At 55.8% G+C, this 23,696-nt stretch carries 23 protein-coding genes; 10 read left to right on the forward strand and 13 right to left on the reverse strand.

Annotation, left to right across the window (positions count from 1 at the left end; translation table 11 throughout):
• Window positions 1-158: 158 nt before the first annotated feature.
• Entirely contained in the window at window positions 159-1,298 is a 1,140-nt protein-coding gene (locus R6U90_RS03680; protein ID WP_410351308.1) for a diguanylate cyclase, read from the forward strand.
• A 25-nt stretch (window positions 1,299-1,323) separates the two neighbouring features.
• On the opposite strand, the gene R6U90_RS03685 is transcribed toward R6U90_RS03680, so the two are convergent.
• The 5 genes from R6U90_RS03685 to R6U90_RS03705 form a co-directional block, all read right to left on the reverse strand.
• Window positions 1,324-1,824, reverse strand: a complete 501-nt coding sequence (locus R6U90_RS03685; protein WP_410351309.1) for a protein disulfide oxidoreductase — start codon at window positions 1,822-1,824, stop codon at window positions 1,324-1,326.
• Between the two features lie 367 nt (window positions 1,825-2,191).
• Window positions 2,192-3,418: a beta-ketoacyl-ACP synthase I gene (fabB, locus tag R6U90_RS03690; protein WP_410351310.1), complete on the reverse strand. Its 1,227-nt coding sequence runs from the start codon at window positions 3,416-3,418 to the stop codon at window positions 2,192-2,194.
• Window positions 3,419-3,433: 15 nt separating this feature from the next.
• Entirely contained in the window at window positions 3,434-3,973 is a 540-nt protein-coding gene (fabA, locus tag R6U90_RS03695; RefSeq protein ID WP_410351311.1) for a 3-hydroxyacyl-[acyl-carrier-protein] dehydratase FabA, read from the reverse strand.
• Window positions 3,974-4,106: 133 nt separating this feature from the next.
• Window positions 4,107-4,889, reverse strand: a complete 783-nt coding sequence (gene lpxA / locus R6U90_RS03700) for an acyl-ACP--UDP-N-acetylglucosamine O-acyltransferase (protein ID WP_410351312.1) — start codon at window positions 4,887-4,889, stop codon at window positions 4,107-4,109.
• A 30-nt stretch (window positions 4,890-4,919) separates the two neighbouring features.
• Window positions 4,920-5,408, reverse strand: a complete 489-nt coding sequence (locus tag R6U90_RS03705) for a PaaI family thioesterase (RefSeq protein ID WP_410351313.1) — start codon at window positions 5,406-5,408, stop codon at window positions 4,920-4,922.
• 149 nt (window positions 5,409-5,557) lie between these two features.
• On the opposite strand from R6U90_RS03705, the gene R6U90_RS03710 reads away from it, so the two are divergent.
• Complete coding sequence (locus tag R6U90_RS03710; protein ID WP_410351314.1) at window positions 5,558-6,991, forward strand: protein adenylyltransferase SelO; 1,434 nt, start codon at window positions 5,558-5,560, stop codon at window positions 6,989-6,991.
• Between the two features lie 161 nt (window positions 6,992-7,152).
• Here the strand turns inward: R6U90_RS03710 and R6U90_RS03715 are convergent, their stop codons facing one another.
• Window positions 7,153-7,524 carry a HesB/IscA family protein gene (locus R6U90_RS03715; protein WP_410351315.1) on the reverse strand — a complete coding sequence of 124 codons (372 nt, stop codon included), beginning with the start codon at window positions 7,522-7,524 and terminating at the stop codon, window positions 7,153-7,155.
• A gap of 145 nt (window positions 7,525-7,669) precedes the next feature.
• Here R6U90_RS03715 and R6U90_RS03720 point away from each other — a divergent pair, with 145 nt between their 5' ends.
• Window positions 7,670-7,954: an oxidative damage protection protein gene (locus R6U90_RS03720; protein WP_410351316.1), complete on the forward strand. Its 285-nt coding sequence runs from the start codon at window positions 7,670-7,672 to the stop codon at window positions 7,952-7,954.
• A 6-nt stretch (window positions 7,955-7,960) separates the two neighbouring features.
• Window positions 7,961-8,506, forward strand: coding sequence for an NUDIX hydrolase (locus R6U90_RS03725; RefSeq protein WP_410351317.1), 546 nt, complete (start codon window positions 7,961-7,963; stop codon window positions 8,504-8,506).
• Window positions 8,507-8,648: 142 nt separating this feature from the next.
• Here the strand turns inward: R6U90_RS03725 and R6U90_RS03730 are convergent, their stop codons facing one another.
• Entirely contained in the window at window positions 8,649-9,101 is a 453-nt protein-coding gene (locus R6U90_RS03730; protein ID WP_410351318.1) for a hypothetical protein, read from the reverse strand.
• Between the two features lie 109 nt (window positions 9,102-9,210).
• On the opposite strand from R6U90_RS03730, the gene R6U90_RS03735 reads away from it, so the two are divergent.
• On the forward strand, window positions 9,211-10,395 hold the full coding sequence (locus R6U90_RS03735) for a hypothetical protein (protein WP_410351319.1): 1,185 nt from the start codon (window positions 9,211-9,213) through the stop codon (window positions 10,393-10,395).
• A 106-nt stretch (window positions 10,396-10,501) separates the two neighbouring features.
• Here the strand turns inward: R6U90_RS03735 and R6U90_RS03740 are convergent, their stop codons facing one another.
• Window positions 10,502-11,647, reverse strand: coding sequence for an NAD(P)/FAD-dependent oxidoreductase (locus R6U90_RS03740; RefSeq protein ID WP_410351320.1), 1,146 nt, complete (start codon window positions 11,645-11,647; stop codon window positions 10,502-10,504).
• 10 nt (window positions 11,648-11,657) lie between these two features.
• Entirely contained in the window at window positions 11,658-13,028 is a 1,371-nt protein-coding gene (locus R6U90_RS03745) for a class I SAM-dependent methyltransferase (RefSeq protein ID WP_410351321.1), read from the reverse strand.
• A 129-nt stretch (window positions 13,029-13,157) separates the two neighbouring features.
• Between R6U90_RS03745 and R6U90_RS03750 the strand changes: the two genes are divergently transcribed.
• Together R6U90_RS03750 and R6U90_RS03755 are read left to right on the forward strand one after the other, a co-directional pair.
• Window positions 13,158-13,841 carry a hypothetical protein gene (locus tag R6U90_RS03750; protein ID WP_410351322.1) on the forward strand — a complete coding sequence of 228 codons (684 nt, stop codon included), beginning with the start codon at window positions 13,158-13,160 and terminating at the stop codon, window positions 13,839-13,841.
• A 149-nt stretch (window positions 13,842-13,990) separates the two neighbouring features.
• The gene (locus tag R6U90_RS03755) at window positions 13,991-16,900 is read left to right on the forward strand and encodes a cyclic nucleotide-binding domain-containing protein (protein ID WP_410351323.1); all 2,910 of its coding nucleotides are present in this window, start codon (window positions 13,991-13,993) and stop codon (window positions 16,898-16,900) included.
• 20 nt (window positions 16,901-16,920) lie between these two features.
• Here R6U90_RS03755 and R6U90_RS03760 read toward each other — a convergent pair whose 3' ends face one another.
• On the reverse strand, window positions 16,921-17,634 hold the full coding sequence (locus R6U90_RS03760) for a nuclease-related domain-containing protein (protein ID WP_410351324.1): 714 nt from the start codon (window positions 17,632-17,634) through the stop codon (window positions 16,921-16,923).
• A gap of 129 nt (window positions 17,635-17,763) precedes the next feature.
• Between R6U90_RS03760 and R6U90_RS03765 the strand changes: the two genes are divergently transcribed.
• Window positions 17,764-18,165 (forward strand): hypothetical protein, encoded by a 402-nt coding sequence (locus tag R6U90_RS03765; protein ID WP_410351325.1) that lies wholly within the window; start codon window positions 17,764-17,766, stop codon window positions 18,163-18,165.
• Between the two features lie 156 nt (window positions 18,166-18,321).
• Here the strand turns inward: R6U90_RS03765 and R6U90_RS03770 are convergent, their stop codons facing one another.
• Complete coding sequence (locus tag R6U90_RS03770) at window positions 18,322-19,248, reverse strand: FHA domain-containing protein (protein WP_410351326.1); 927 nt, start codon at window positions 19,246-19,248, stop codon at window positions 18,322-18,324.
• Between the two features lie 93 nt (window positions 19,249-19,341).
• A complete protein-coding gene (locus R6U90_RS03775; protein ID WP_410351327.1) occupies window positions 19,342-20,034 on the reverse strand; it encodes a DUF2786 domain-containing protein in 693 nt (230 codons plus the stop codon).
• A gap of 283 nt (window positions 20,035-20,317) precedes the next feature.
• Between R6U90_RS03775 and nadA the strand changes: the two genes are divergently transcribed.
• Window positions 20,318-21,409, forward strand: a complete 1,092-nt coding sequence (gene nadA / locus R6U90_RS03780; RefSeq protein WP_410351348.1) for a quinolinate synthase NadA — start codon at window positions 20,318-20,320, stop codon at window positions 21,407-21,409.
• A 74-nt stretch (window positions 21,410-21,483) separates the two neighbouring features.
• Entirely contained in the window at window positions 21,484-22,698 is a 1,215-nt protein-coding gene (locus R6U90_RS03785) for a diguanylate cyclase (protein ID WP_410351328.1), read from the forward strand.
• Between the two features lies 1 nt (window position 22,699).
• Here the strand turns inward: R6U90_RS03785 and R6U90_RS03790 are convergent, their stop codons facing one another.
• The gene (locus R6U90_RS03790) at window positions 22,700-23,692 is read right to left on the reverse strand and encodes a hydrolase (RefSeq protein WP_410351329.1); all 993 of its coding nucleotides are present in this window, start codon (window positions 23,690-23,692) and stop codon (window positions 22,700-22,702) included.
• Window positions 23,693-23,696: the final 4 nt, after the last annotated feature.

Raw genomic sequence — 23,696 nt, forward strand, 5'->3', positions numbered from 1 at the left:
TTCGTCAAGCTTTGTTCGAGTGTGCCGACAACCTTTATCAGGCAAGGACGGTGTATCACCTGAAAACTGTCCTGACGACTTTGCCTGGCCCGGCATATCCCGATATGCTTGAAACGTGTCAGGCCTGCTGCCATATAACACCAACAACGATAATCGTGATGGAAGACGACGAGAATAACATTCCCCGCATTCTGACCGTAGACGACTCCCGCGTAATGCGCCGGGCCATGACCAAGGTTCTGGGCAAGGCATACCACGTGATAGAGGCCGAGCACGGCGAGGATGCCTGGACCTATCTCACCAACGACCCTGATATCCAGGTAGTCTTTACCGATCTTTCCATGCCCTATCTGGACGGCTTCGGTCTGCTGGAGCGCATGCGCGAGTCGGACGAGGATCATCTGCGCGAAATGCCGGTCATCATTATCACCGGCAAGGAGGATGACGACGAAACCAAGCAACGGGCGCTGGACAAGGGCGCATCCGACTTTATTACCAAGCCCTTTGATTCGATCCAGTTACAGGCCCGCGCCAAAGCCCACGTCAACTTCGAGCAGACCACCCGCAAACTCAGCGAAACCTCGGACAAACTGCAACAACAGGCGGCAATCGATCAGGTCACCGGTCTGAGCGGACAGACCTACTTCTGCCGTGCGGCCGATGAAAGTCTGGCCTATTTCAAACGTCACGGCGGTCAGTTCACGCTGTTGCGCATGGATATCGATAATTTCAATGCCCTGTTTATCGCCAACGGCAAACCTCTGGCTGATAAAATACTGCAACAGATCGGCAAGACCCTGACCCACCTGGTGCGCAAGGAAGATATGCTGGCCCGCATCGGACTGGCCAAGTTCGCCATGTTGTTGCGTGACACGCCGATAGAAGATGCCACTCGACTGGCCGAGCGGATATGTCAGGAAATCAACGCCCTGAGTTTTGATGCCGGGGGACAGCAACTGCATGTCACTGTCAGCATTGGTCTGTTCGAACCGCACCTGAACGAGGACTCGGAAATCCATGCCCTGATTGCAGAGACCGAAAAATACCTGGACAAGGCGATCGAAGCCGGTGGCAACCAGATGGTAGTCAAATCCCTGCGCAAGGGGGGCGGCGGTGCCGAGCACCTTGATGTACAACAGGCGCTCAAGCTGCTTGCCGAAGGCAAGGAGGATCTGCTCAAACCCCATCTTGGCAGCCTGATCAGACAGGTCATGCCCCTGTTAAACTACATCGGCCAGCAGTCCACTGATGATATGGCCCGGGCCATTCAGGCGCTCAAGGAAAAGCTGGAAAAATAATCCCTGCGCGCATCCGGCGAGGACATCATTTCATCCACCATAACCGCAAGCGCATTCCCCATTCGGAGGTATAACCCACCTCTCGAAAAGCGATTTCGCCATCAGAATTAATCAATAACGTGGTGGGGACACCACGTACGCCAAAACGACTCGCCAGTCGACCTTCCTCATCCAGCAGAGTGATAAAATTCAGCCCCGCTTCCTGCATGTAATTTTGCACCTCTTCCCTGCCCCCGGATTGCATCGCAACACTGATAACCTGATGGTCACGACTCAATGCCTGGATAGTGTCCTGTTCAAAACGGCAAATCGGGCACCAGCTGGCCCAGAAGTGCAAGACATACGGCTTGCCCGCCAGATCCCGCGAATCGAAATAGGCACCCTGCAACAGGGGCGCACTGTAATCCGGCACCGGGCCGCTAACCAGGTTCCGTTTTTGATACTGTTGCGCACCAAAATAGACCAGCGCAAACACCAGCAACCAGAGCAGAAAGCGGACGGGCCTGGGAAGTTTTTTAATCGGCATGGCGACAGATACCGTTACGGATTATTTCAAACAGAATGAATTGAACCACAGAGGACAAGGGGGTCATAGAGCAATCAAGCACTACCCACAAAGCAAGTAATGTAATACTCTCGCAGAGACGCAGAGCACGCCAAGAATAAACGATATTAGTTACTCTGCGCCTTGGCGTCTCCGCGAGAGTTCTGCTTTGTCCTTCTACTGCACACCAGCTTTGTAGGTCACGTTAGCGAAGCCTACGTGACGGCCTCCGCGCGACAATTATCCCGGTTAATTTTCACCACGAAGACACGAAGGAACGAAGCTAAAATGTCAGGTAGCGCGGTGCGCTACCTGACCTATGCCAATACGCATCTGTCAGGAAAGTTATTCAGTTGTCGGAATAGCGCTGGAACACCAGGGTGGCGTTGGTACCGCCGAAGCCGAAGCTGTTGGACATAACGCAGTTGATATTCGCGTCGTCCTGACGTTCACGGACGATAGGATAACCTTCGGCGCCGGGATCCAGCTCCTGGATATTCGACGAGGCGGCAAGGAAGTTCTCCTGCATCATCAACAACGAGTAGATCGCCTCATTAACACCGGCCGCACCCAGGGCATGACCGGTCAGTGATTTGGTCGAGGCGATAGCCGGCATATTATCACCGAAGACCTCTTTAACGGCTTCCAGTTCACGTATATCACCCACCGGGGTACTGGTGCCGTGGGCGTTGATGTAATCCACCGGTGCCTTGACCTCCTGCAGAGCTTGCTGCATGCAGCGTACCGCCCCTTCACCGGAGGGCTGCACCATGTCGAAGCCGTCGGAGGTGGCCCCGTAGCCGACCAGTTCGGCGTAAATAGTCGCGCCGCGGGCTTTGGCGTGTTCCAGTTCTTCGAGCACCAGCACGCCGCCGCCGCCGGAGATGACAAATCCGTCGCGATTGACATCATAGGTACGCGAGGCAGTCTCGGGGGCGTCGTTATATTTTGAAGAAAGCGCGCCCATGGCATCGAACAGCACGGACAATGTCCAGTGAACTTCCTCTCCTCCGCCGGCAAAAACGATATCCTGCTTGCCCATCTGAATCAGCTCGTAACCGTTACCGATGCAATGGGCCGAAGTAGAACAGGCGGAACTGATGGAATAATTAACGCCCTTGATCTTGAACGGGGTGGCCAGACAGGCGGAGTTGGTGCTGGACATCGTCCGCGGCACCATATAAGGGCCAACCTTGCGTACACCTTTTTCCCGCAGGATATCGGCGGCCTGGACAATATTCTGGGTGGAAGGTCCGCCCGAACCGACAATCAGACCGCTGCGGGGATTGGAAATCTCGCTTTCATCCAGTCCGGCATCGGCAATGGCCTGTTCCATGGCCAGATAATTGAATGCCGCGCCGTCGCCCATGAACCGTTTAAGCTTGCGGTCAATCATCTCATCGAGATTCAGATCGATCGGCCCGTCGATCTGGGAACGAAAACCGAGCTCAGCATACTCGGGATTAAAACGAATTCCGGAATGCCCCTGGCGCAGGGAGTCGGTCACTTCCTCCCGGTTATTGCCAATGCTTGAAACAATTCCGAGACCGGTAATAGCAACGCGTCTTAATGGCATGATCGAATATACAGCTTAAAGTTGGTCAGTTGAGGTAAACAGGCCGACCCGCAAATCTTCGGCGGTATAGATTTCGCGGCCATCGACTTCCAGGCAGGCATCTGCGATGCCCATAAACAGTTTACGCATAATCAATCGTTTCAGGTTAATGCGGTAGGTCACCATTTTGCAATCAGGAGTTACCTGACCAGTAAATTTGACGTCGCCGGCACCCAGTGCCCGGCCGTGGCCCGGTCCACCCATCCAGCCGAGGAAAAAGCCAATCAGCTGCCACATAGCATCCAGCCCCAGACAACCAGGCATCACCGGATCACCTTCAAAATGACACTGGAAGAACCACAAGTCCGGTTTGATATCCAGCTCGGCAATAATCTCACCCTTGTCGAAATTCCCGCCGCTGTCACTGATATGAGTAATCCGATCAAACATCAGCATCGGGGGCAAAGGCAGCTGGGCATTTCCGGGCCCAAACAGCTTGCCGTGACCACACTGAATCAGTTCGTCATAGGTGTAGCTGTGTTTCTTCTGGGCTGAGGCCTCGCTGGCTGAATCCATAAAAATATTATTTCCGATTATCAGTGAGTTATATCCCCCGGGCCTCACAGGAACCCGGGGATGAAAATATCGTCAGGCTATTTTAACTGCGGAACGCGCGGGAAATAAAGCCATTGCGACGGGTTTTCCCGCCTCAGTCCCGGTCACGATGAAATCCGCGTTTCGAGCCGGCAATAAACTCCGCCAGACGGCCTGTCGAATCCGCGCCCAGCTCCTGGAGCTGCTGCAGGCGCGCAGCCAGATCAGCCTCGCCGCGAAACAGGATCCGGTACGCCTGCTTCAGGGTGCGCAGATCCGGAGCCTGATATTCCGCCCGCCTGAGTCCCACCACGTTCAGGCCCCGTACCCGCCCCGGCATCCCGTCGGTAATCATAAACGGCAATACATCCCGCGTAATCTTGCTGTTACCGCCGATCATCGCCAGTTCACCCACCCGGGCGAACTGATGAATCATCACTCCGCCGGAGATAAAGGCGCGATCGGCCACGCTGACAAAACCGCCCAGAGCGGCATACGGCGCAATGATTACCTGATTGGCGAGTACGCAATCATGGCCAAGATGTGCACCGTTCATCAGATAATTGCGATTGCCCAGCCGGGTGTGTTCGTTGGCCACACTGGCTCGATGAATAATAACCGCTTCACGCAGAACATTCTCGTCCCCGAGTGTCACATAACTGGGTGTGGCGGCATCGAACCCGAGATCCTGTGGCAGGCCCCCGATAACCGCATGTTCATGAATCCGGTTCGCATTACCGATCCGGCTGCCGCTGTGCACGACCGCGCCGCTGTGCAGAACATTATTGTCCCCCAGTATGACGTCGTCATGTATCACCACGAACGGACCAATCTGATTGCCACTGCCAAGCCGGGCCTGTTCGGAAACCACCGCAGCGGGATGAATCGTGTTGCTCATGAACAAGTTCGCCTGGATAAAATCATCATATTATCGGTTTTTCAGATAGCCCCGGGGCCGGATTGCCACGGTACTTTTGACCACACTGCAACGCTCGCCGTCGGCACGATAAAAAGCATACTGGAAGGTCGGTGTACTGCGACCCTTTTCGGCCAGTTCGCGACGGATCTGTTCCTCCAGTTCCGGCGGGAACGTGAAACGCAGCTCCAGATCACTGTTGCCCACCTGCTGAAAATCCACCTCATGCGCCCGGGTCCAGACCGCAGTACCGGGAAACAGCCGGGCGCAGGCCAGCGCGGCGATCGGATCCGACAAAGCGCACTGGTAGCCGCCAAACATGGTATTCCCCATATTACGCGAGAACATATTCAATGGCAGCAACAAACGGACACGACGCCAGTCATCGCTCAACTCCAGCACCTTGACCCGCATCAGCCAGAACGGTGGATACCATTGCAGGCGACGCTTTTCGGACAAAAAGTGCAGCCGGCCCAGCAGTTTCAGGAGGTTGAAAGTCATTTAGCTCTGGTATTGATCCCGGATAATACTATACACCTGTAGACTACCGGGTGTAATTGTGTGGCACCACGTTACAATACCAAGCATGCCTGATACCGCAAGACAAACGGAAACACGTCTGCAGGACATACTGCAATTCGACAACCGTTTTGCCCCGCCTGCCGGAACGATTCTACTCTCGCGTAAAACCGACACCGTTTGAAGCCCCGCATCACCTGATCAGTTTCAACCCGGACGTGGCCCGACTGCTGGGTATTGATCCGGACCGGGTATCCCCCGCTGAATGGATCGATCTCATCAGCGGGCGCCGCTTGCCGGCCGAATGCGAACCGCTGGCGATGCTGTATGCCGGCCACCAGTTCGGTCACGTTGTCCCGCAACTGGGGGATGGCAGGGCGACTCTGCTGGGCGAGATACGCAATCAACAGGGCGAGAAGTACGATATCCAGCTCAAGGGCAGCGGCCTGACCCCCTATTCCTGCGGCGGGGACGGCCGTGCCGTGCTGCGCTCCACCATTCGTGAATACCTTTGTTCCGAGGCGATGCACGGACTCGGTATTCCCACCACGCGGGCCCTGGCCATTGTCGGCAGCGATGCCGAGGTCTATCGCGAACAGATCGAAACCGGTGCTATTCTGGCACGTATTGCATCCTCGCATTTACGCTTCGGCTCCTTCGAGGTCTTTTATCACCGCGACCAGCATGACGCCGTGCAGCAACTGGCCGACTTTGTCATCGCCGAACACTATCCCGATCTGGCAACACACGACAAACCGTATGTTGCCCTGCTCGAAGAAGTCGTCCGGCGCACCGCCCGGCTGATCGCCCGGTGGCAAGCGGTCGGCTTTGCCCATGGCGTGCTGAATACCGATAACATGTCGATCCTGGGCCTGACCCTGGATTACGGTCCCTTCGGAGTTATGGAGCAGTATCAGCCCGGCTATATCTGCAATCACTCTGACTTCCACGGCCGTTATGCCTTTGACCAGCAACCGGGTATCGGTCTGTGGAACCTGAACCGTCTGGCCCAGGCATTAATCCCGCTGATGAGTGTCGAGCAGGCCAAAGTCACGCTGGAGCAATACGAACCGCTGTTCGTCGATCACTATTTTGAGTTGATGCACGCCAAACTGGGACTGAAAAACCAGGATGACATGAGCCGGGAACTGATCAGCGATTTGCTGTCGGCCATGCAGGCCAACCAGGTGGATTATACCCGGCTGTTCCGGGCGCTGTGCGATTTTGTTCCCCCTCCACAAGCCCGCAATGAAGCGATCCGCAACCTGTTTGTCGAGCGCGAAGCGTTCGATATCTGGGCACAACAATATCGCCGGCAGCTGGAGCGGGAGCAGAACCACGTTACGTCACGTCGGGAAGCAATGCGCCAGGTCAATCCCAAATATGTATTGCGTAACTACATGGCCCAGATCGCCATCGACAAGGCACAGCAAAACGATTTCAGTGAAATAGACAGATTGCTGGACATCCTGCGCGATCCCTTCGCCGAACATCCCGACATGGACCATTACGCCGGCGAGCCACCCGGGTGGGCCAATCAGATTGAGGTGAGTTGTTCTTCATAGGCCTGCGGCCGGGACGAGGGCCGAGGTACAAGCAGGATACAGGTATGTAAAACACACCCTCAATTTATTTTTTTGCCTCAGGAGGTAAAGGTCTAGCGTCGCAGACACATACTACTCGGCCCTCGTAACTCGTCCCTCGTTACTGACAGTCCGAAGGACTGTCAGCCGGCTGCCCCGCAGGATCCACACGCCCCGCTGCCCCCGATACTCTGGAAGACGTTGTTGAAGACAAATGAGGCACGTCCTTCTTCGGTATAGTCAATGTCGCAGCCTTTGAGGTAACTCAGAGCAATGGCATCCACTACCACCTTGATACCGTCTCTATCGAGCACTTTGTCACGAGGGTCGAGAATTTCCGCATAAGTCATGCCGTAGGTCATACCACCGCAACCACCGCCGGTTACAAAAATGCGAATGCCTTCGATGCCGTCCTCGGCGTTTTGCATAATAGCTCGCAGCTGGCTCGCAGCCTTGTCGCTGATTTGTATATCCTGCGAGTTAATCTCCGGTTCAAACGCCAGCGCCTGACTCATGCTGTTTACCTCCTGACGGGCGGCCTTGCGAGACCGCGGTGAATTACAGATAATAATCGAGTCTGTTACCAATCTTATCATACAGACATGGCGATACCAGTAATGGTTCCCTATGCCGATCCAAACCATCACCCGGAGTAATCACATGACACATAAGGTTTTCTGCCAGGTTCTCAAGCGCGAGGCGCCGGCGCTGGAAGAGGCGCCTTATCCGGGAGAAATCGGGCAGCGCATTGTGGAGAACATCTCGGCCGAAGGCTGGCGCCAGTGGCTGGAGCGTTTGACCACAATCATCAACGAAAACCGCCTCAGTACCGCCGACCCGCGTCATCTGGATATGATTGAAGAACATATGCTGGGCTTTTTGTTTAATGAAAGCGATCAGGGCCATTTACCCAGCGGCTATGTTCCCCGCGATAAGTCATCGTAATCCCTTATGAAATTCTGTAGCGAATGCGGATATCTGGTTAATAGTCGTATACCCGAAGGGGATAACCGACTCCGCTATGTCTGCGATCAATGCCACACGATTCATTATCACAATCCCAAGATTGTTGCCGGGACCTTGCCGGTATGGGAGGACAAGGTATTGCTGTGCAAGCGCGCCATCGAACCCCGTTACGGTACATGGACCCTGCCGGCCGGGTTCATGGAACTGGGCGAAACCATGGAACAGGCGGCATTACGCGAATCAGAAGAAGAAGCCTGCGCCAATGTTGAAATCGACCACATATACACTCTGATCAGTCTGCCGCATCTCAACCAGGTGTATGTCATGTACCGCGCCCGGTTACTGGATCTCGATTTCGCCGCTGGCGAGGAAAGCCTGGAGGTCCGGCTGTTCGATGAGAACGAAATTCCCTGGCAGGAGCTGGCCTTTCGCACCATACACTATACGCTGGAACGGTTTTTCGACAATCGCCGCCGGGGCAGCTTTCCGGTCTACACCCACACGATCGATGCCAACAACCGCGCCCCGTAAACAAGCGTCTGAACAACAGACATTTCATGTAGCAGTGTCAATATGAAGAGCTGTCGAGCCTCCGGCGTGGTATTCACCGTTGTCCAGAAAACGCCATCGCGCTAATTCAGGTGACCGGATATTACAAACAGCTTCTCAGGTTTTAGTTACCGCCCCGGGATTGCCACCGGATACGGTAGAGATACCACTTTCCGTCCAGTTTGTGCCAGCGCATCATGACCGAATAGTGTTGCCCCTGTTCGGGTAACACGTTCCTGCCTCCGAGTAACAACGCATCAAGCCTAACGTCCGCCTGATCGCTCTGTACCCGAATATTCCGGTTATGGGTCACGATCCTGATATCGGGATAACGTCGAAAATAATACAGCATCATGGCCCGGAGTTCTCGCTGCTGCAGATTCTCAGCAGTACGAAACTCCTCCGCCAGATGCTCCAGCACCGGACCGGTGCGCCGCGCCTCGATCCCGGCCTGCATGGCCGCAATGGCCCGGGCAATTTCTCCGGCATCATCCTCCGGCTCACCACAGCCAGCCATCAGCAAAGCCCCAATCCCGACCAGCCCCCAGACAATCGCTGAAACTGTGATACGCATCATTACCTCGGTCAACAATTTCGTTATGTTTAACCTGACCGTGACCTTCCCGTCATGGCACCGGTGTCGCTACTGACTCGCAAGACTGCAATAACAGGGTTCCACATCACTCATGACCATCTTTGTCTCACGCCTGCTGAACCGCCTCAACCCGCCAATCCGGGTCATCGATTTACAGCGTCTGCTGGAATCCCTGGCAGCTCGTCAGCCGCTGGTCTATCGTGGCCTGGTTACGCTGGTCGCCCTGGCAGGCTATCTGTTATTGCTACTGTTTCCATTGATTGCCCTGAGCCTGATAAGTGACCTGCCTCGGCAATGGCAAATCGCCAGTAGCTGGCAGGACTGGTTATGGAATGCTCTCGATCTGCTCATCATTCTGTTCGCCCTGGCCCTGAGCACGCCATTATTGTTCAACCGCATTGCTTTGCCCCGGGGGCTGGAAATTCATCGGCAAAACGCGCCAAAATTGTTTCAGCTGGTGGAGCAACTGCGACAGGACTTCAAATATCCGGTCCTCGATCAGATCATCCTGCGCGAAAATTTTGACGTTGAAGTAGTCCGTACACCGCGTCATGGTCTGCCTCTGCTCTACCATCACAGCCTGGTAATCGGGCTCGACAGTTTGCTGACCCTGCCACCGAACCATTTCAAATCCGTGCTGGCCCGGCGCATTGGCCAACTCAGTGGCATTCATAATCGGCATATCGGCTGGCTGGCTTCCCTGTGTCAGACCTGGCAGCATTATCATCAGGCTTTCAAACAACAAAGATCGCCGCTGGCGCGCCCCCTGCAATGGCTTTTCGCCATCTACGCCCCGTTTTATACAGCGCTGGCTTTTTATGCCGTGCGTCAGAACGAGCTGGAAGCGGATCGCTACGCCCTGGATATCGCCAATGACGATGAGATAGCCAGCCTGTTCTCCCAGCTCATTGTCACCGAAACGTTTTTAACAACCCGCTTCTGGCCCAAGATCACCCAGCTGGCCCGGCGCGAGGGTACGCCGGAACACTGTCCCTATGCCGGCATGGTTCAGGTGCTACGGCGTGGTCTGAATCGCGAACAGATGCAACAATGGATCAGGGAAGCTTTTGAATCCCCTTCAGATGTCAAAAACCCTGCACCGTCATTGCAACAACGGCTGGAAAATATCGGCCATCACAAACCCGCTTCTCCGCAACCGATCAAGGAAACCGCGGCCGACACCTTTCTGGACCCGATGGTCAAACAGAAGATCGTCGACAAATTCGACCAGCGCTGGCTGGCAAAATTAAAACACCGGTCGCATACCTCAGGATAAGCAAGGCAACTTTTCCGCAAATGAACGCGAATAAACGCAAATAATTAATATTTAACGTTTATTCGCGTTCATTTGCGGACCGGGTTTATTTTATCCGGGGACGAACTCAGTTCTTCGAGACGGGCATAGACTGTTGCAGCGGCGGCTGGTGGGATTGCAGGAACCAGCGGTCGATGACCACCTTGCGGGTGAACCAGTGAGTCTGCATCAGGCGACTGGCCAGCACCTGTTTGATTCCCAGTGGCAGACGTTCTAGCAACGAGGGCGTTGGCTGGCGTTCACCAAATCGCTGCTCCAGCCTCTGTTGATAAGGCTGAAGTTTTTCCTTCGAATAATCACCGGCTGCCTCACGAATGACCTGTGCCGCCAGCAAGGCGGATTCAATCGCCGGGCGTATGCCTTCCCCACTTTGCGGATAGGCCAGACCCGCCGCATCGCCAATCAACAGCACACCTTCATCCACCACCTGGCGCAAGGCATGGGGGTAAAGCAGGTAGGCATGGCCCTGAAACTTGTCGGTAATATCGAAGTCGAGTCGTCCCGACTCGCGCAAAAAGTCACAAAAGGCGCGCACATGGTCTGACAGACGGTGATTCTCTTCCCGTCCCAATCCGACATTCAGATAATCGCCCTTGCGGAAGATCCAGCCATAGCCTTTGAGATCCGGCGTGAAGAACAATTCAGGAACTTCGGGTTCGGTATGACAGCCCGCCTTTTGCTCCTCGCTCATTTCAAACTCGATTTCCTGGGCAGCGACCACCTGTTCGCTGCTGCCCAGTTTGGCGCCAATGCGCCGGGCAACGGGACAAAAATGCCCCCCCGCCCCGATCACCAGCGAAGCCCGGATCTCGCCGTTGATCAGCCAGCTCTCCCCGTCGCGTTCCATCGTTTTGAAGGCCTGGCCCAGCATCAATTCGGCACCGCTACGTCGTAGCAGGTATTCGTCGAACTCACGACGACGAATACCGTAGCTGACCGGCTCGTCCTGATAGTGGGTTTCTACCTGCTTTTGACCCAGCTGACTGATCCGAAAACCACTGATCGGTTGCAAAGTACGGCCCTGGCGATAATCGTCCAGGTCGATTTGCAAGGTATCCATGACTGCCGGGGTGACCCAGCCGGCACAGACCTTGTCACGGGGGAACTCGCGCTTGTCCATCACAGCGATGCGCAGCGGGGTGTCGCGCAATGCCCGGGCGAGAGAAGAGCCGGCGGGTCCACCGCCGACGATCAGTATATCCACTTGCGTCATATTGCCCTCGTTAATCAGCATCCCGGGTATATAAATAGGCGCGAGACCATGGCAGCTGATTATGTTGCGCGCGGGTAAAGACGACCTGGAACAGCTGTAACTCACCACTGGTAAATGCGGCGATCGAACCGCACAGATAGAGGCGCCAGGCTCTTACAAACTCTTCATCAAACATCTCCCGGACCGTCTCGACATTCTCCTCATAACGGGCCAGCCAGTGTTCCAGGGTCTTGGCATAATGCAAACGCAGGTTCTCGACGTCCTGTATTGAGAAGCGGCAGGGTTCGAAAATATCCATCATCTCGCGCAGGGAAGGCGGATAGGCACCGGGGAAAATTCGCCGTTCGATCCAGGGATTCATGGGACCGGCCACGTTGCGGCCAATGGTATGTATCAATCCGCGCCCGTCGGGTTCGAGACACCGGTCGATGACCTGACCCAGCTCGCTGTAATCCCGGATTCCGACGTGTTCGAGCATACCGACCGAGACAAATACATCAAAGCTGCCCCGGATGTTGCGATAATCGTCCTCCACGTATTCGACTTTGTCACTGAGCCCTTGCTCTTCGGCCTGCTCACGGGCAAATCGGAGCTGTTCACGGGAGATGTTATAGGCCTTGACCGTTACGCCATAATGTTTGGCCATAAAACGTGACAGACCGCCCCAGCCACAGCCGGCTTCAACCACCCGATCACCTGGTTTCAGTTGCAACTTGCGGCAGATGTGATGCAGCTTGGTTGTCTGCGAATCTTCCAGCGACATCTGGGGATCGGGGAAATAGGAACAGGTGTACTGCATGGCCACCTTGTCCAGCCACAGGCGATAGAATTCATTGCTGATGTCGTAATGATGATAAATATTGTCCCGGGCCTGGGACAGTGAGTTGGCGATACGCCGGTGACCCAGCCAGTTCACCAGCTTGCGAAACCCGCCCTGCTTGCCATTACGCTTGAGTCCGCCATACACCTCTTCGAGAAAGCGCACCATGTCGCCCTCGAAACTGATCCGCCCGGCACTGTAAAGATCGCCGAAATGCAGCTCGGGATGAAGCACCAGCTTCCAGACCGCCAGCCGATCGTTAAAACGCAGGCTCGCCACCGGTTCTTCTACCTTGTTAATCTGTTTCCCGTCCCATAACGAGACATTAACCGGCGGGTGATCGGCCACTTCCATAATCTTGTTAACAAACCAGCGGTCCAGGGCGGTGACACGACCAAATGGATGGCTGCCGTTCTGGCGCACTTTTCTGGCGCGGGTCCCGATACGTCGGTCGCCCTGCTCCTCAACCCCCCAGGCCTGCTTTTTGCGTTCGGTAAGTGTCAAAGAAGGGGATGACGTTGTCGATGAGTCTGGTTCTGCTTTGTGTTGTTGCTCGCGCATCATGCACTCCGTTTCATGTAGAATAATAGCGTCGCGTCTACTGAAGATACTTACGTCCCAGCCCCCCTTGACTATGCCGGATATTCCCGCAATTATCCAGTGCCCCAGCCTGAGGATTAATACCAGTTTATGTCGAAGTATTTCGCCGCCATCGCCCGCCTGCTGCTCGTTGTCACACCGCTTTTCATCATGCCCCGGGCCTTTGCCGACTATCCCGCCGGCGAGCTGGACTTCTCGATGCAGGTCGAGCATAACGAAACCCGCTGGCGTTATGCCAACCAGACTCTGACCAGCAAAAGCTCGGTGCTCGGGGTCCGCCTTAAAGAGCGTCTGTCACCCCGTCTGCTGGGCAGCCTCAAAGCCGGTTACCTGGACCTGAGCCAGTCCGGCAACCCGCTGCCGGCGGCCCGGACCACTTCCGGCTATTACGGTGGGATCGAGCTGACAATGCGGTTACTCGACACCGCTCCGCTGAACCTGGCGCTGTCCGGCGGTTACACCTACACGCAAACCGAGGGCCATGAAAGCGGCACTGACGTCGAACTGCGCTGGTATGACACCTACGTCCAACTGGATCTCGGTGTGGCGCTCAACGAACGACTGATGTTGCATGCCAGTGGCGGCACGCTACGCAGCGATGGCGAGCAGCGGGTCAGCGGCAATACCACCGCACTGCTGGAATTCGAGCAAACCGATCAGGGTTATTACAGTGCGGGACTCTCCTACTGGCTGGACGGGACAGGCTATCTGAGTGCCAGCCAGGTGGGTGGCAGCCAGGAAGGATTTCGCTTCTCCTTCCATCGCCGGTTTTGAGCCGCTGGCGGGCCAGGATTGACCCCTTTGTGAGAGGTATCACAACATAGACCCAAATAATGGTCTAAATTTCATACACCCCTAATGTTGCGCCCTGGCAGGCCGTTAGCACGGGGGCCTATTCGCTACCCGGACTCGATGAATCAGATATGGCCAGCAAGACCAAACTCGACAAGAATCTGCTCAAGAGCCTGGAGCCGCTGGGTAACCTCGCCTATGACAAGCTCGAAGAGCTGGTCAGCAAGGCCGCCATTGAGGATCTGCCCGCGGGCAGGACTCTGTTTCGCGAAGGCGAATCAGATAACCGTACGCTCTACCTGATTCAGGGCCAGGTCGAATTTCGCCAACATGGCGAGAAAAAACCACAGGTCATCAAATCCAAAAATGGCCGGTCCCGACAACCCCTGGATAATCACCAACCCCATACCGGCACCGCCAGAACCAAAAGCCCGGTCACTGTTATCAGTATCGACTCCTCCCTGCTGGAAATTATTCTTAACGATACGCCACTGGATGCCTACGAATTCGAGGTAACCGAGCTCACGGGTGAGGATACCACCGACTGGATGCTACGCTTTTTGCAGTCACGGGCGTTCCTCAAACTGCCGACCGACAACATCCAGGCCATCCTGATGCGCATGGAAGAATTGCCGGCAAAAAAAGGCGAGCGCATCATCAATCAGGGCGAACAGGACGATTATTATTACATCGTGCAAAGTGGCCGTTGCGTCGTCACCCGACGCCCCGCACCGAAAGCCGGCGAAATCCCTCTGGCCACGCTGGAGGAAGGCGATGGCTTTGGTGAGGAAGCGCTGATTACCAACGCCCCGCGTAACGCCAGCATCAGCATGCAGGAAGATGGTGTGCTGATGCGGCTGAAAAAAGAGGACTTTCTCACCTATCTGGCCACCCCCTTGATCAGCCGGCTGTCGGAAAGCGAAACGGCGACCAAGATCGACAACGGCGCACTGTTGATCGATGTACGCAATCATGAAGAGTTCAACCGCCAGCACGCCGAAGGCTCGGTCAATATTCCGCTATCTATGCTGCGACTGAAGCTCGAGGGTCTCAATCCCAACCGGGAATATGTGCTGGCCAGCGCCGATGGTGCCCAGAGTGCAGCAGCAGCGTTTTTACTGACTCAGCACGGCTTCGAGTGCGGGATTCTCGATGGCGGCCTGCAGGCCACCAGCTTCAAACTCACCGGTAATACCGATAACCGGGGCGAAACCGCCAACGCGGCTGCCCCGGCCAGCAAGCGGACGGCGGCGGCGGAAAAAACCCGTCAGGCCGCCGAGGATCAGGCTCGAAAGATCAGTCAGCAGGCCACCACAGCCCGCCGCGAAGCCGAACAACTGGCCGAGCAAACCGCCAGCGCCGAAAAAGCCAAACGCGATGCCGAACAGGAGATTCAGCGCCTCTCCGAACAGAACCAGCAGGCTGAAAAAACCGCTCGCAAACAGGCTGAACAGGCGCGCCGTCAGGCCGAAGCCGAATTGCAAAAAATCCAGGCCGCCAAACAGGCCAATGAAGATAAACAACAGGCTCTGGATGCCTCCCTGAAGCGGGCACAACAAATTGCTGCCGAGGCGACGGAGGCCGCCAAACGCTCACGCGAACAGGCCGAAAAGGAAGCCGCCGCGATCCGACAGCAGGCTCGCGAAGAAGCTGAACAACTCAAAAAGGAAATGGAGGAAACCCGCCGCCGCTTCGAACAGCAGTCCAGTCAGGCGGAACAGGAAAAAGAAGCCCGGCGCCAGGCCGCCATTGAACAGGCTCGCGAGGAAGCCGAAAGCATACGCCAGCAGGCGCAAAGCGAAGCCGAACGACTTCGCAGCGAACTGAAAACCGCTCGCCAGGCCGTTGACCAGCGCGCCGCCGAAGTCGAGCAGCAGGAGCGCCAGAAACAGGTTGCCCTGTTGGAGAAGGCCCGCAGTCGCGCCATGGAGCTGGCCGAGAAAACCACGCGCATCGCCGAGCAGGAGGCCGAAGAGATCCGTCGCAAGGCTCTGGAAGAAGCCGAACAACTACGCCAGGAAATGGAACAGACCCGTCAGCAGGTGATGGAACACGCCGCCCGGGCCCAGCAGGAAGCGCAGGCCCGGGCCAAACAGGAGGCTGAGGAGGAGCAGGCCCGTCGCGAGGCCGAGACCCAACGGCAGGCCGAGGAGCAGGCCCGTCGTGAGGCCGAGGAGCAGGCCCGTCGCGAGGCCGAGGAGCAGGCCCGTCGCGAGGCCGATGAGCAGGCCCGTCGCGAGGCCAAGACCCAACGGCAGGCCGATGAGCAGGCCGGTCGTGAAGCCGAGGCCCTCGCCGAGCAGGAAAGCAAGCAGGATCAACAGCGCGAAGCCCGTCGCCAGCAGGCGATCCGCCATGCCCAGCAGCGCCGTCAGGAACATGCCAGACGCATGGCTGAAGAGATCAAGGCCAAACTGGAACAGGCCGAACAACAGCGCCAGGAAGAGGAACAACGCCAGCGTGGCGAGGGGCTCTCCCTCGCACGTGCCACACTTCATCGTAAATCGGATGGGCGGATTATACTCGAGGGCGAAGAAGATATTTTTATTTTCAAGGAACCGAGCGTTAGCCCCGAACAAATTGAAGCCGAACTGGCCAACGAGCCGCAACGTGGCACGGATGGGCGCGGCGCTGAATTGCCCTCCTTCGAGATCGAAGAAACCGAAAAACCGGTATTCAAGCCCGTCAACACCCAGGCGGTCCATGCCCGAATTGCTGAACAGCAGGAATCCCATCAGCGAAAACGCAAGAAACGCCACGTCTTCGCGCTGGCCGCCTCATTCATGCTGGCGCTGGGTAGCGGTGGCGTTTACCTGTTCCTGCATCCGGAACTGATCGATGAACACGTCATTGCCCGTTCCGAGACCGGCAAGAGTACTACCATCCGGGCCGGCGTCGGTACGCTGAATAACAAGGAAGAAAAAAAGAAGGACAAAAAAGACGAGCGTTCGAGCCAGACTCATGAAAATAATCTCGAAAGCAATCTGCGCGAACGTTTCGATAATCTGCTCGATCAGTGGAAAGAGCTCGTCTCCCGCTGAACGCTCGACTTCACGGTCATTTAGACCAGAAAATAACGCCAGCCAAGCCAGGTTCCGGCAGCCAGAAACATGACTCCGGCTATAATACTACGTCCCTTGAACGTCGTTTCTTGTTCGACCGCATAAAGCTCACGCAATCTCGATACCTCGGGCGTTTGCACTTGTTGCTTCAATGTCTCCCAGGCCTGCCAGTAAGCCGGTGGGACTTCACGCTGACGATTGTCTTCGGCCATCTTTTCCAATTCCGCCAGCGAAATCAGTTTCCCTGGCCGCCCCTTGGGAAATTCGACACCTTTAGTAAACACCACCCGTCCACTGACGGGAATACCGGAAGCATAATCCTTGACCGCCAGAACCTCAGCCTCCAGTTGTGGCAACGGATTGCCAAACTTGTAGGTTCGCTTGCCCAGCACCTGAGTCCAGTTGTCGATTCCGTCCGCGGCAAACACTACGCCCTGATATCGGTGCACTGGCAAAACCAGCAGCCCTTCCGGCGTCAGCAACAGGTTCTCCAGATAAACCGCTCCGTCCATGCCATCAGGAATAACAACCTGATGTAATGTATCGGCCGCGACCGCCTGAATTTTTTTCTGTAACTGTCGATCAAGATATCCACGGTACAGGTGCGGCCTCACAAGCACTATTGCCGCCAGCAACAGCAACAGGGTAAGACCCCAGGTGACCAGGTTGTCGGAATGTTGAATCAACAGGTTTATAAGACTATCGATGGTCATTCATCACGCATAATATTTTAGTATCTACTATAATACGGAAAACCGCCCGCTGACGCCATGCTGAAGCAGCGCAACTCGTTCACAAAATCGGCAGCAATGCTGCCCAATACAAGCGGTGTTCACAGACCGATGAATCCCGAATATGAACAACAATTGAAGAATGCCGAGCAGATTGTCAATGCTTACGGCAAACTGCTGGCACAACTGGATGCCGGCAACTACGGTCATCCAATCTCACTATTGCCCTGCGCACGTGACGAGATAAAAAGCGCCATTCAACTACTATTATGGGAGCTGGAAGGAGAAGACAAGGACATCTGCAACAGTCTGGCGCAAAGCTACGTTTATTTGTCCCAGTTCATTCCCGACGATGAAGCAGAAGTTATCGCCGAAGGACAGCGCTTTATGCGTTCCAGCAACTTTGATGACGGGCATATTGAAGAGGCTGATGAAGCGGCCCGTATCATCAACCGCATCAAACTGGATATGGAAGAAATGATTCTCGATGTGCGCAAATTCATGCGCGCCTGAGCCCTGTCGGGCAGGGGCTAGGCGCTAGATACTAGGGACTAGTAATAGCATTTCTCCGGGTTGCCGGACACCGCGTTGCTATGTCCGGCCGACCGACTCAGGTAGTAGGCCCGATATAGCGAAGCGGTATCGGGCATTTCTCTAAGAACTAAGAACTTAAGTCATCTCCTCCAGGATCTGCTTGACCTCATCGAACGCCAGACTGCAGATTCGCACCGGGTCGCGTTTTCCCTTGATCCGTAAATGATGGGTCTTGCCCTCCAGCAGGCCGGACGGCAAATGCCGGTAGGCTGTTTCACTCAATACCATATCGCTACCGAGAATTTTAGTCGCGCTTTCCAGGCGAAAGGCAATATTCACGGCATCGCCCAGTGCAGTGTTGTCGTGCCCGATACCCATCGAGGCAGCACCGGTATTGATGCCAACGCCAATTTTTACCGGCTCGGGGAGCTCATTGAAGTCCTTGTTCAGCTCCCGGGTAATTCCGTTGATCAGTAACGCAGCACTCAGGGCTTGTTTAAGGGTTTTACTTTGATCCTCGTCCGACTCCCAGCGCGCGAAGACACAATCACCAATGAACTTGTCTACTGTTCCGGCGTTGTCAAAAATCGCGTTACTGACATTGTGAAACCAGCGGTTCATCAACTTGGTGAGGGTGCGTATGTCGACCTGTTCAGACAGAGACGTAAAACCACGGATATCCGCCACCAGCACGGTGATCTGCTTGATATCCGGGCTGTCGGAAATGACCGTATCCTGCATCGACATTTTGTCGAAACTGCCGGCCTCCTTGCTGCTCTGCTCGAACAGAATCTCGAAACGTCCAATAGTAATGCGATCGCCATTTTTGAGCAGCCTGGGCATAGCCACTCGCTGGCGATTGACGAAACTGCCGTTTGAACTGCCGCTGTCGATCAGGTAATAATCGCCGTTGCCGATACAACGGACCATGGCGTGATTACGAGAGGCGTGCAGATCCGGCAGCACGATATCGCTGTTCATATCACGTCCCAACGTCAGCACCGATTTGCACGGTACCTTGCGGACGACTCCGTCGAGTTTATAAGTAATATAGGTGGACATCGGCCATGCCTGCCCCACACAGACCGGAATCAGTAAGCATACAGAAAATGTAAAAATTTCGCCTGTCCGTCAAGCGAAATTCACTTGAAAAAATCAGGCGGACTGCTTGATGAGCGGCAGGGAGGGGCGTAGAGAGCGAGCCATGGAGCGAAACAGGGTCACCTGCTCGCCGGCGCGCATGCCACTGAGAATATCCTCGTAATCCTCGCCATCGGTCTGCAGGCTCTCCTGGTACCACTGTTCGCCGGCATCGCTATAATGCGTCCGGATATAGGCATCGACCGCCTCACGAGTAGCAGCATGGGCACTGAACTCGGCCACCGTCCGGGACACGCGCACCAGCCAGGCCTGCACAAACACCTCGCCGCGTCGCTCCTGCTCGGCGCGATCCTCTATCCCCAGATTGGCGACAAATGTCTCCCGGGCCGCTTCAAGCTGGCGATAGAGTACGCTGAAACAGTAGCCCGCCACCCGTGGCGCCTGTTCCAGCCCGATAAAACGGAATTCCGGGGCACGGCCATAGCGGCGCGAGACCAGTACCCGGGAATCAAAGGCCTCGCAGATCAGATTGGACAGAGCGACGGCCCAGAACGGCGGGTTATAGCGATTGCCCGAGTCGATCACCGCCTCGCCCACCCCGGCAGCCAGAATCTGATCTTCTTCAATCCGATGTTTTTGCATCAAACGGTGCGCCTGGCGCAATGCCGCGGCCGCCTCGTTGGGATTACCCGACTCGGACAGGCGCAAACACTTGCAGATTTTGTCGATGATTTTCTCGTTATTCACGGCGCTCTTCCTTGCGTGACTTTCCTTAATAATACTATATAATCAGCCTCTTACAAGATATTTTTGCCATAATACTTTAAGAATTGTGCGCCGCCGGTGATTTCCTGACCAGCTTTTCGGGCGCCGACCTTGCACGCTGGCTGCACAGGACATATATGTAAGAGTAGACTGGTATAACCGCGTCGCAGCTCCCCCATCGGCTATATACCCTCAGAATGACCTCGCTGGGTAAGCTATAGCAGGTAATCGGTCATAAAACGAAGCAAACTTGTTGGTAAAGATGATGAATTCCGCTCAGGCACCCAGTATCGATATCGAACCGATTCGTCAGCAGGCGCTGCTGACACCGCCGGCCAAACCGCCGGGCGAGGCCGAACGCCAGGCGCTGTTCGAACGCATCAAGGGACTGCTGAAAGAGAAGGATGCTGTCCTGGTGGCCCACTACTACACCGACGACGACCTGCAGCAGCTGGCCGACGAGACCGGCGGCTGCGTCTCCGACTCTCTGGAGATGGCCCGCTTCGGCCATGACCACCCGGCCAGTACCATCGTGGTAGCCGGTGTGCGCTTCATGGGCGAGACCGCCAAGATCCTCAACCCCGAAAAGCGGGTGCTTATGCCAACCCTGCAGGCCGAGTGCTCGCTGGATCTCAGCTGCCCCGCGGACCGGTTCAGCGCCTTCTGCGACCAGTATCCCGACCGCACTGTGGTGGTCTATGCCAATACCTCCGCCGAAGTGAAGGCGCGTGCCGACTGGGTGGTCACCTCCAGCATTGCCACCAAAGTAGTTCAGTATCTGCATGACCGGGGCGAGAAAATCATCTGGGCGCCGGACCGCTACCTGGGCGACTATGTGCAAAAAGTCACCGGCGCCGATATGATCCTGTGGCAGGGCGCCTGCATCGTGCACGACGAGTTCAAGGCCGCCGAACTGCGCAAGCTACGTGAGAAACATCCCGGGGCGGCGGTGCTGGTGCACCCCGAATCCCCGGCCGATGTCATCGAACAGGCCGATGTGGTCGGCTCTACTACCCGGTTAATCAACGCAGTGCACGATCTGCCCAACGAGACCTTCATCATCGCCACCGACAAAGGCATTTTCTACAAAATGCACGAAGCGGCCCCGGATAAAAAACTGATCGAGGCGCCCACCGGTGGCATCGGCGCCTCCTGCGGCAGTTGCGCCCACTGCCCGTGGATGGCGATGAACGGCCTGCAGAACCTGGCCAACTCCCTCGAACAGGGTAGCAACGAGATTCACGTGGATCCCGAGATCAGCCGTCAGGCCAGGGTCTCGGTGCAGCGTATGCTAGACTTTGCCGCCGAACTGAAAGCCGGCGCCATCGGAAAAAGCAATACCGCCTCGCCGGCCTGATCAAGATCTTCCAACTACAGGCCGTGCGTCACTGGCCGCGGACAATAAAATAATCCACTAACCAGGGAACACCGGTGGCGCTCGATCTGCAACGCTCACTCAAAACGCTTCTTCTCCCTGCTCTGTTGTTACTTGCGGTATATCTGCTGCAACAACCGCTCAGCGATCAACTGATGCCATTGGGCGGAATCCTTGTACGTCTGCCCTATGCCCTGTTTATTACCGGCATGGCCTTCGCCCTGCTGTTTCGTCATAGTCGCGAATTCTTCAACCTGCTGATTCTGCTGCTCTGCGTCGCTGTGCTGGATGTGGCTGTCTGGTCGGCCTCGCCCCACCCGCAGGCAACATTGATCCATGCCCTGCTCTGCCTGCTGGTGCCCATTAACCTGATTATAAATGATCTGTGGCGGGAACGGGGAATACTCAATCGTTACGGCCTGCAACGTGCGGCAGTCATCGCAACACAATTGTTGCTGGCAGTCTGGGTAGTACACAACTTACCCGGCACGCTGGTTGATAGCCTGTCTTTTACTCCGCTGCCGTTATTGGCGGCTTCACCCATCCCGGCACTGGCACAACTGGTAATCCTGTTGTGTAGTATTATTTTACTGATTTATGTCTTCACTCATCCGGCACCGCTGCAAGGAGCGCTGTTTATTGTCTTTATCACTCTGGTACTTGCCCTGCATCAGTTCGACACGCCGGTCCTGTCCCGGCTCTATTTATTGCTGAGTGGTCTGCTAATTCTGCTGGCCCTGTTATTCAGCATTCGCCAACTGGCTTATTACGATGAACTGACCCGTTTGCCATCACGACGGTCCCTGCGACAGGCTTTACTATCTCAGGGCAGTCGTTACAGCCTTGCCATGGTCGACGTGGATCATTTCAAAAAGCTCAACGACACTCATGGCCACGACGTGGGCGATCAGGTACTGCGCATGCTGGCGGTCCATCTGAACAGGGTTAAAGGCAGCAAGGCATTTCGTTATGGCGGGGAGGAATTCACTCTGATCTTTGCCGGAAAACTGGCCGACGAAGCACAGACCCTTCTCGAACAGTTACGCGAGACCATCGCCAGCAGCCCGTTCAAGGTGCGCCACAAATCCCGCCCCGCCAAACGGCCGGATAAACTCCATCCCCGATCTGACACGCCCGCGTTATCCATCAGCGTAAGCATCGGTGTAGCCGACACGACCCGTGCCGACGATCCTCAGACGATCATGAAACAGGCCGATCAGGCGCTGTATCAGGCCAAGAAAAAAGGCCGTAATCGGGTTGTGGCAAGTTGAATCAAAAAAACCGGGCCAGGTAATCGGGCACCGCCTCTGTCAGCCAGTAATGAGGCCTCGCGAGGGACCCGCTGACAAAGCCGACGTGCCCACCACGAGGACTCACTGCCAGCCCTACGTTGTCGGGCAATTGTTGCGGATCAGGCAGGACCGCCGGAGTCATGAACGGATCATCGTACGCCTGGATGATCAATGTCGGCTGCTGGATATCGCCAAGATAGCCAAAAGCACTCGATTGTCGATAATAATCGTCGGCATCGGCAAAGCCGTGCATCGGTGCGGTAAAACACTCATCGAACTGACGAAAGGTTCGCACTTTTTCGATCCGTTGGCGCGTCAACCCGATCAGTTGTTCATAATCGTGGTTGGAAAATTTCGCCAATACCGCGGTCACCAGACTCTTGACCAGGTGACGTTCGTAAACTCTTGAAAATCCCTGATTGATACGATCGGCACAAACATCCAGTTTAAGGGGGGCCGATACCGACACCGCCGCTTGTAACGGCGATTTCCCGCCCCACTCTGCCTGCAGCTTGAGCAGCATGTTGCCGCCCAGCGAATAGCCCACGGCAGCCAGCGGCGCATGGGGATACTGTTGTCTCAACCAGGTTAAAAAATAACGCGCATCGCCGGTCTCGCCGCTGTGATAAGAACGCGGCAGGCGATTGATCTGCCCGGAACAACCGCGAAAATGCATCAACACGCCGTGCCAGCCGGATTGCTCGATGGTCCGCAGAATATCGCGCGCATAAGGAGAATAGATCGAGCCTTCCAGCCCATGGAACACCGCTACGATCGGGGTTCTGCTGCCTGCCGCGGGTTTGTTGTACCAGCTGAGATCGACAAAATCACCATCGGGCAGCGTTAACTCCTGCCAGTTCACATCAAGTGGACGACGATTGATAAACCGCGGCAACAGGGTCTGCACATGGGGATTACCCAGCCCCGGAGCCGGTACAAAAGACGACAGGGAACTCGCCTGCAACAGGTTCATGTCA

Source organism: Thiohalophilus sp., assembly GCF_046483665.1.
Lineage (GTDB): Bacteria > Pseudomonadota > Gammaproteobacteria > UBA6429 > Thiohalophilaceae > Thiohalophilus.

Excerpts from the sequence above, each read along its gene's own strand:
- R6U90_RS03680 (WP_410351308.1), top strand. The coding sequence starts at position 159 with ATGGAAGACGACGAGAATAACATTCCCCGCATTCTGACCGTAGACGAC.
- R6U90_RS03685 (WP_410351309.1), bottom strand. The coding sequence starts at position 1,824 with ATGCCGATTAAAAAACTTCCCAGGCCCGTCCGCTTTCTGCTCTGGTTG.
- fabB (WP_410351310.1), bottom strand. The coding sequence starts at position 3,418 with ATGCCATTAAGACGCGTTGCTATTACCGGTCTCGGAATTGTTTCAAGC.
- fabA (WP_410351311.1), bottom strand. The coding sequence starts at position 3,973 with ATGGATTCAGCCAGCGAGGCCTCAGCCCAGAAGAAACACAGCTACACC.
- lpxA (WP_410351312.1), bottom strand. The coding sequence starts at position 4,889 with ATGAGCAACACGATTCATCCCGCTGCGGTGGTTTCCGAACAGGCCCGG.
- R6U90_RS03705 (WP_410351313.1), bottom strand. The coding sequence starts at position 5,408 with ATGACTTTCAACCTCCTGAAACTGCTGGGCCGGCTGCACTTTTTGTCC.
- R6U90_RS03715 (WP_410351315.1), bottom strand. The coding sequence starts at position 7,524 with ATGAGTCAGGCGCTGGCGTTTGAACCGGAGATTAACTCGCAGGATATA.
- R6U90_RS03720 (WP_410351316.1), top strand. The coding sequence starts at position 7,670 with ATGACACATAAGGTTTTCTGCCAGGTTCTCAAGCGCGAGGCGCCGGCG.
- R6U90_RS03725 (WP_410351317.1), top strand. The coding sequence starts at position 7,961 with ATGAAATTCTGTAGCGAATGCGGATATCTGGTTAATAGTCGTATACCC.
- R6U90_RS03730 (WP_410351318.1), bottom strand. The coding sequence starts at position 9,101 with ATGATGCGTATCACAGTTTCAGCGATTGTCTGGGGGCTGGTCGGGATT.
- R6U90_RS03735 (WP_410351319.1), top strand. The coding sequence starts at position 9,211 with ATGACCATCTTTGTCTCACGCCTGCTGAACCGCCTCAACCCGCCAATC.
- R6U90_RS03740 (WP_410351320.1), bottom strand. The coding sequence starts at position 11,647 with ATGACGCAAGTGGATATACTGATCGTCGGCGGTGGACCCGCCGGCTCT.
- R6U90_RS03745 (WP_410351321.1), bottom strand. The coding sequence starts at position 13,028 with ATGCGCGAGCAACAACACAAAGCAGAACCAGACTCATCGACAACGTCA.
- R6U90_RS03750 (WP_410351322.1), top strand. The coding sequence starts at position 13,158 with ATGTCGAAGTATTTCGCCGCCATCGCCCGCCTGCTGCTCGTTGTCACA.
- R6U90_RS03755 (WP_410351323.1), top strand. The coding sequence starts at position 13,991 with ATGGCCAGCAAGACCAAACTCGACAAGAATCTGCTCAAGAGCCTGGAG.
- R6U90_RS03760 (WP_410351324.1), bottom strand. The coding sequence starts at position 17,634 with ATGACCATCGATAGTCTTATAAACCTGTTGATTCAACATTCCGACAAC.
- R6U90_RS03765 (WP_410351325.1), top strand. The coding sequence starts at position 17,764 with ATGAATCCCGAATATGAACAACAATTGAAGAATGCCGAGCAGATTGTC.
- R6U90_RS03770 (WP_410351326.1), bottom strand. The coding sequence starts at position 19,248 with ATGTCCACCTATATTACTTATAAACTCGACGGAGTCGTCCGCAAGGTA.
- nadA (WP_410351348.1), top strand. The coding sequence starts at position 20,318 with ATGAATTCCGCTCAGGCACCCAGTATCGATATCGAACCGATTCGTCAG.
- R6U90_RS03790 (WP_410351329.1), bottom strand. The coding sequence starts at position 23,692 with ATGAACCTGTTGCAGGCGAGTTCCCTGTCGTCTTTTGTACCGGCTCCG.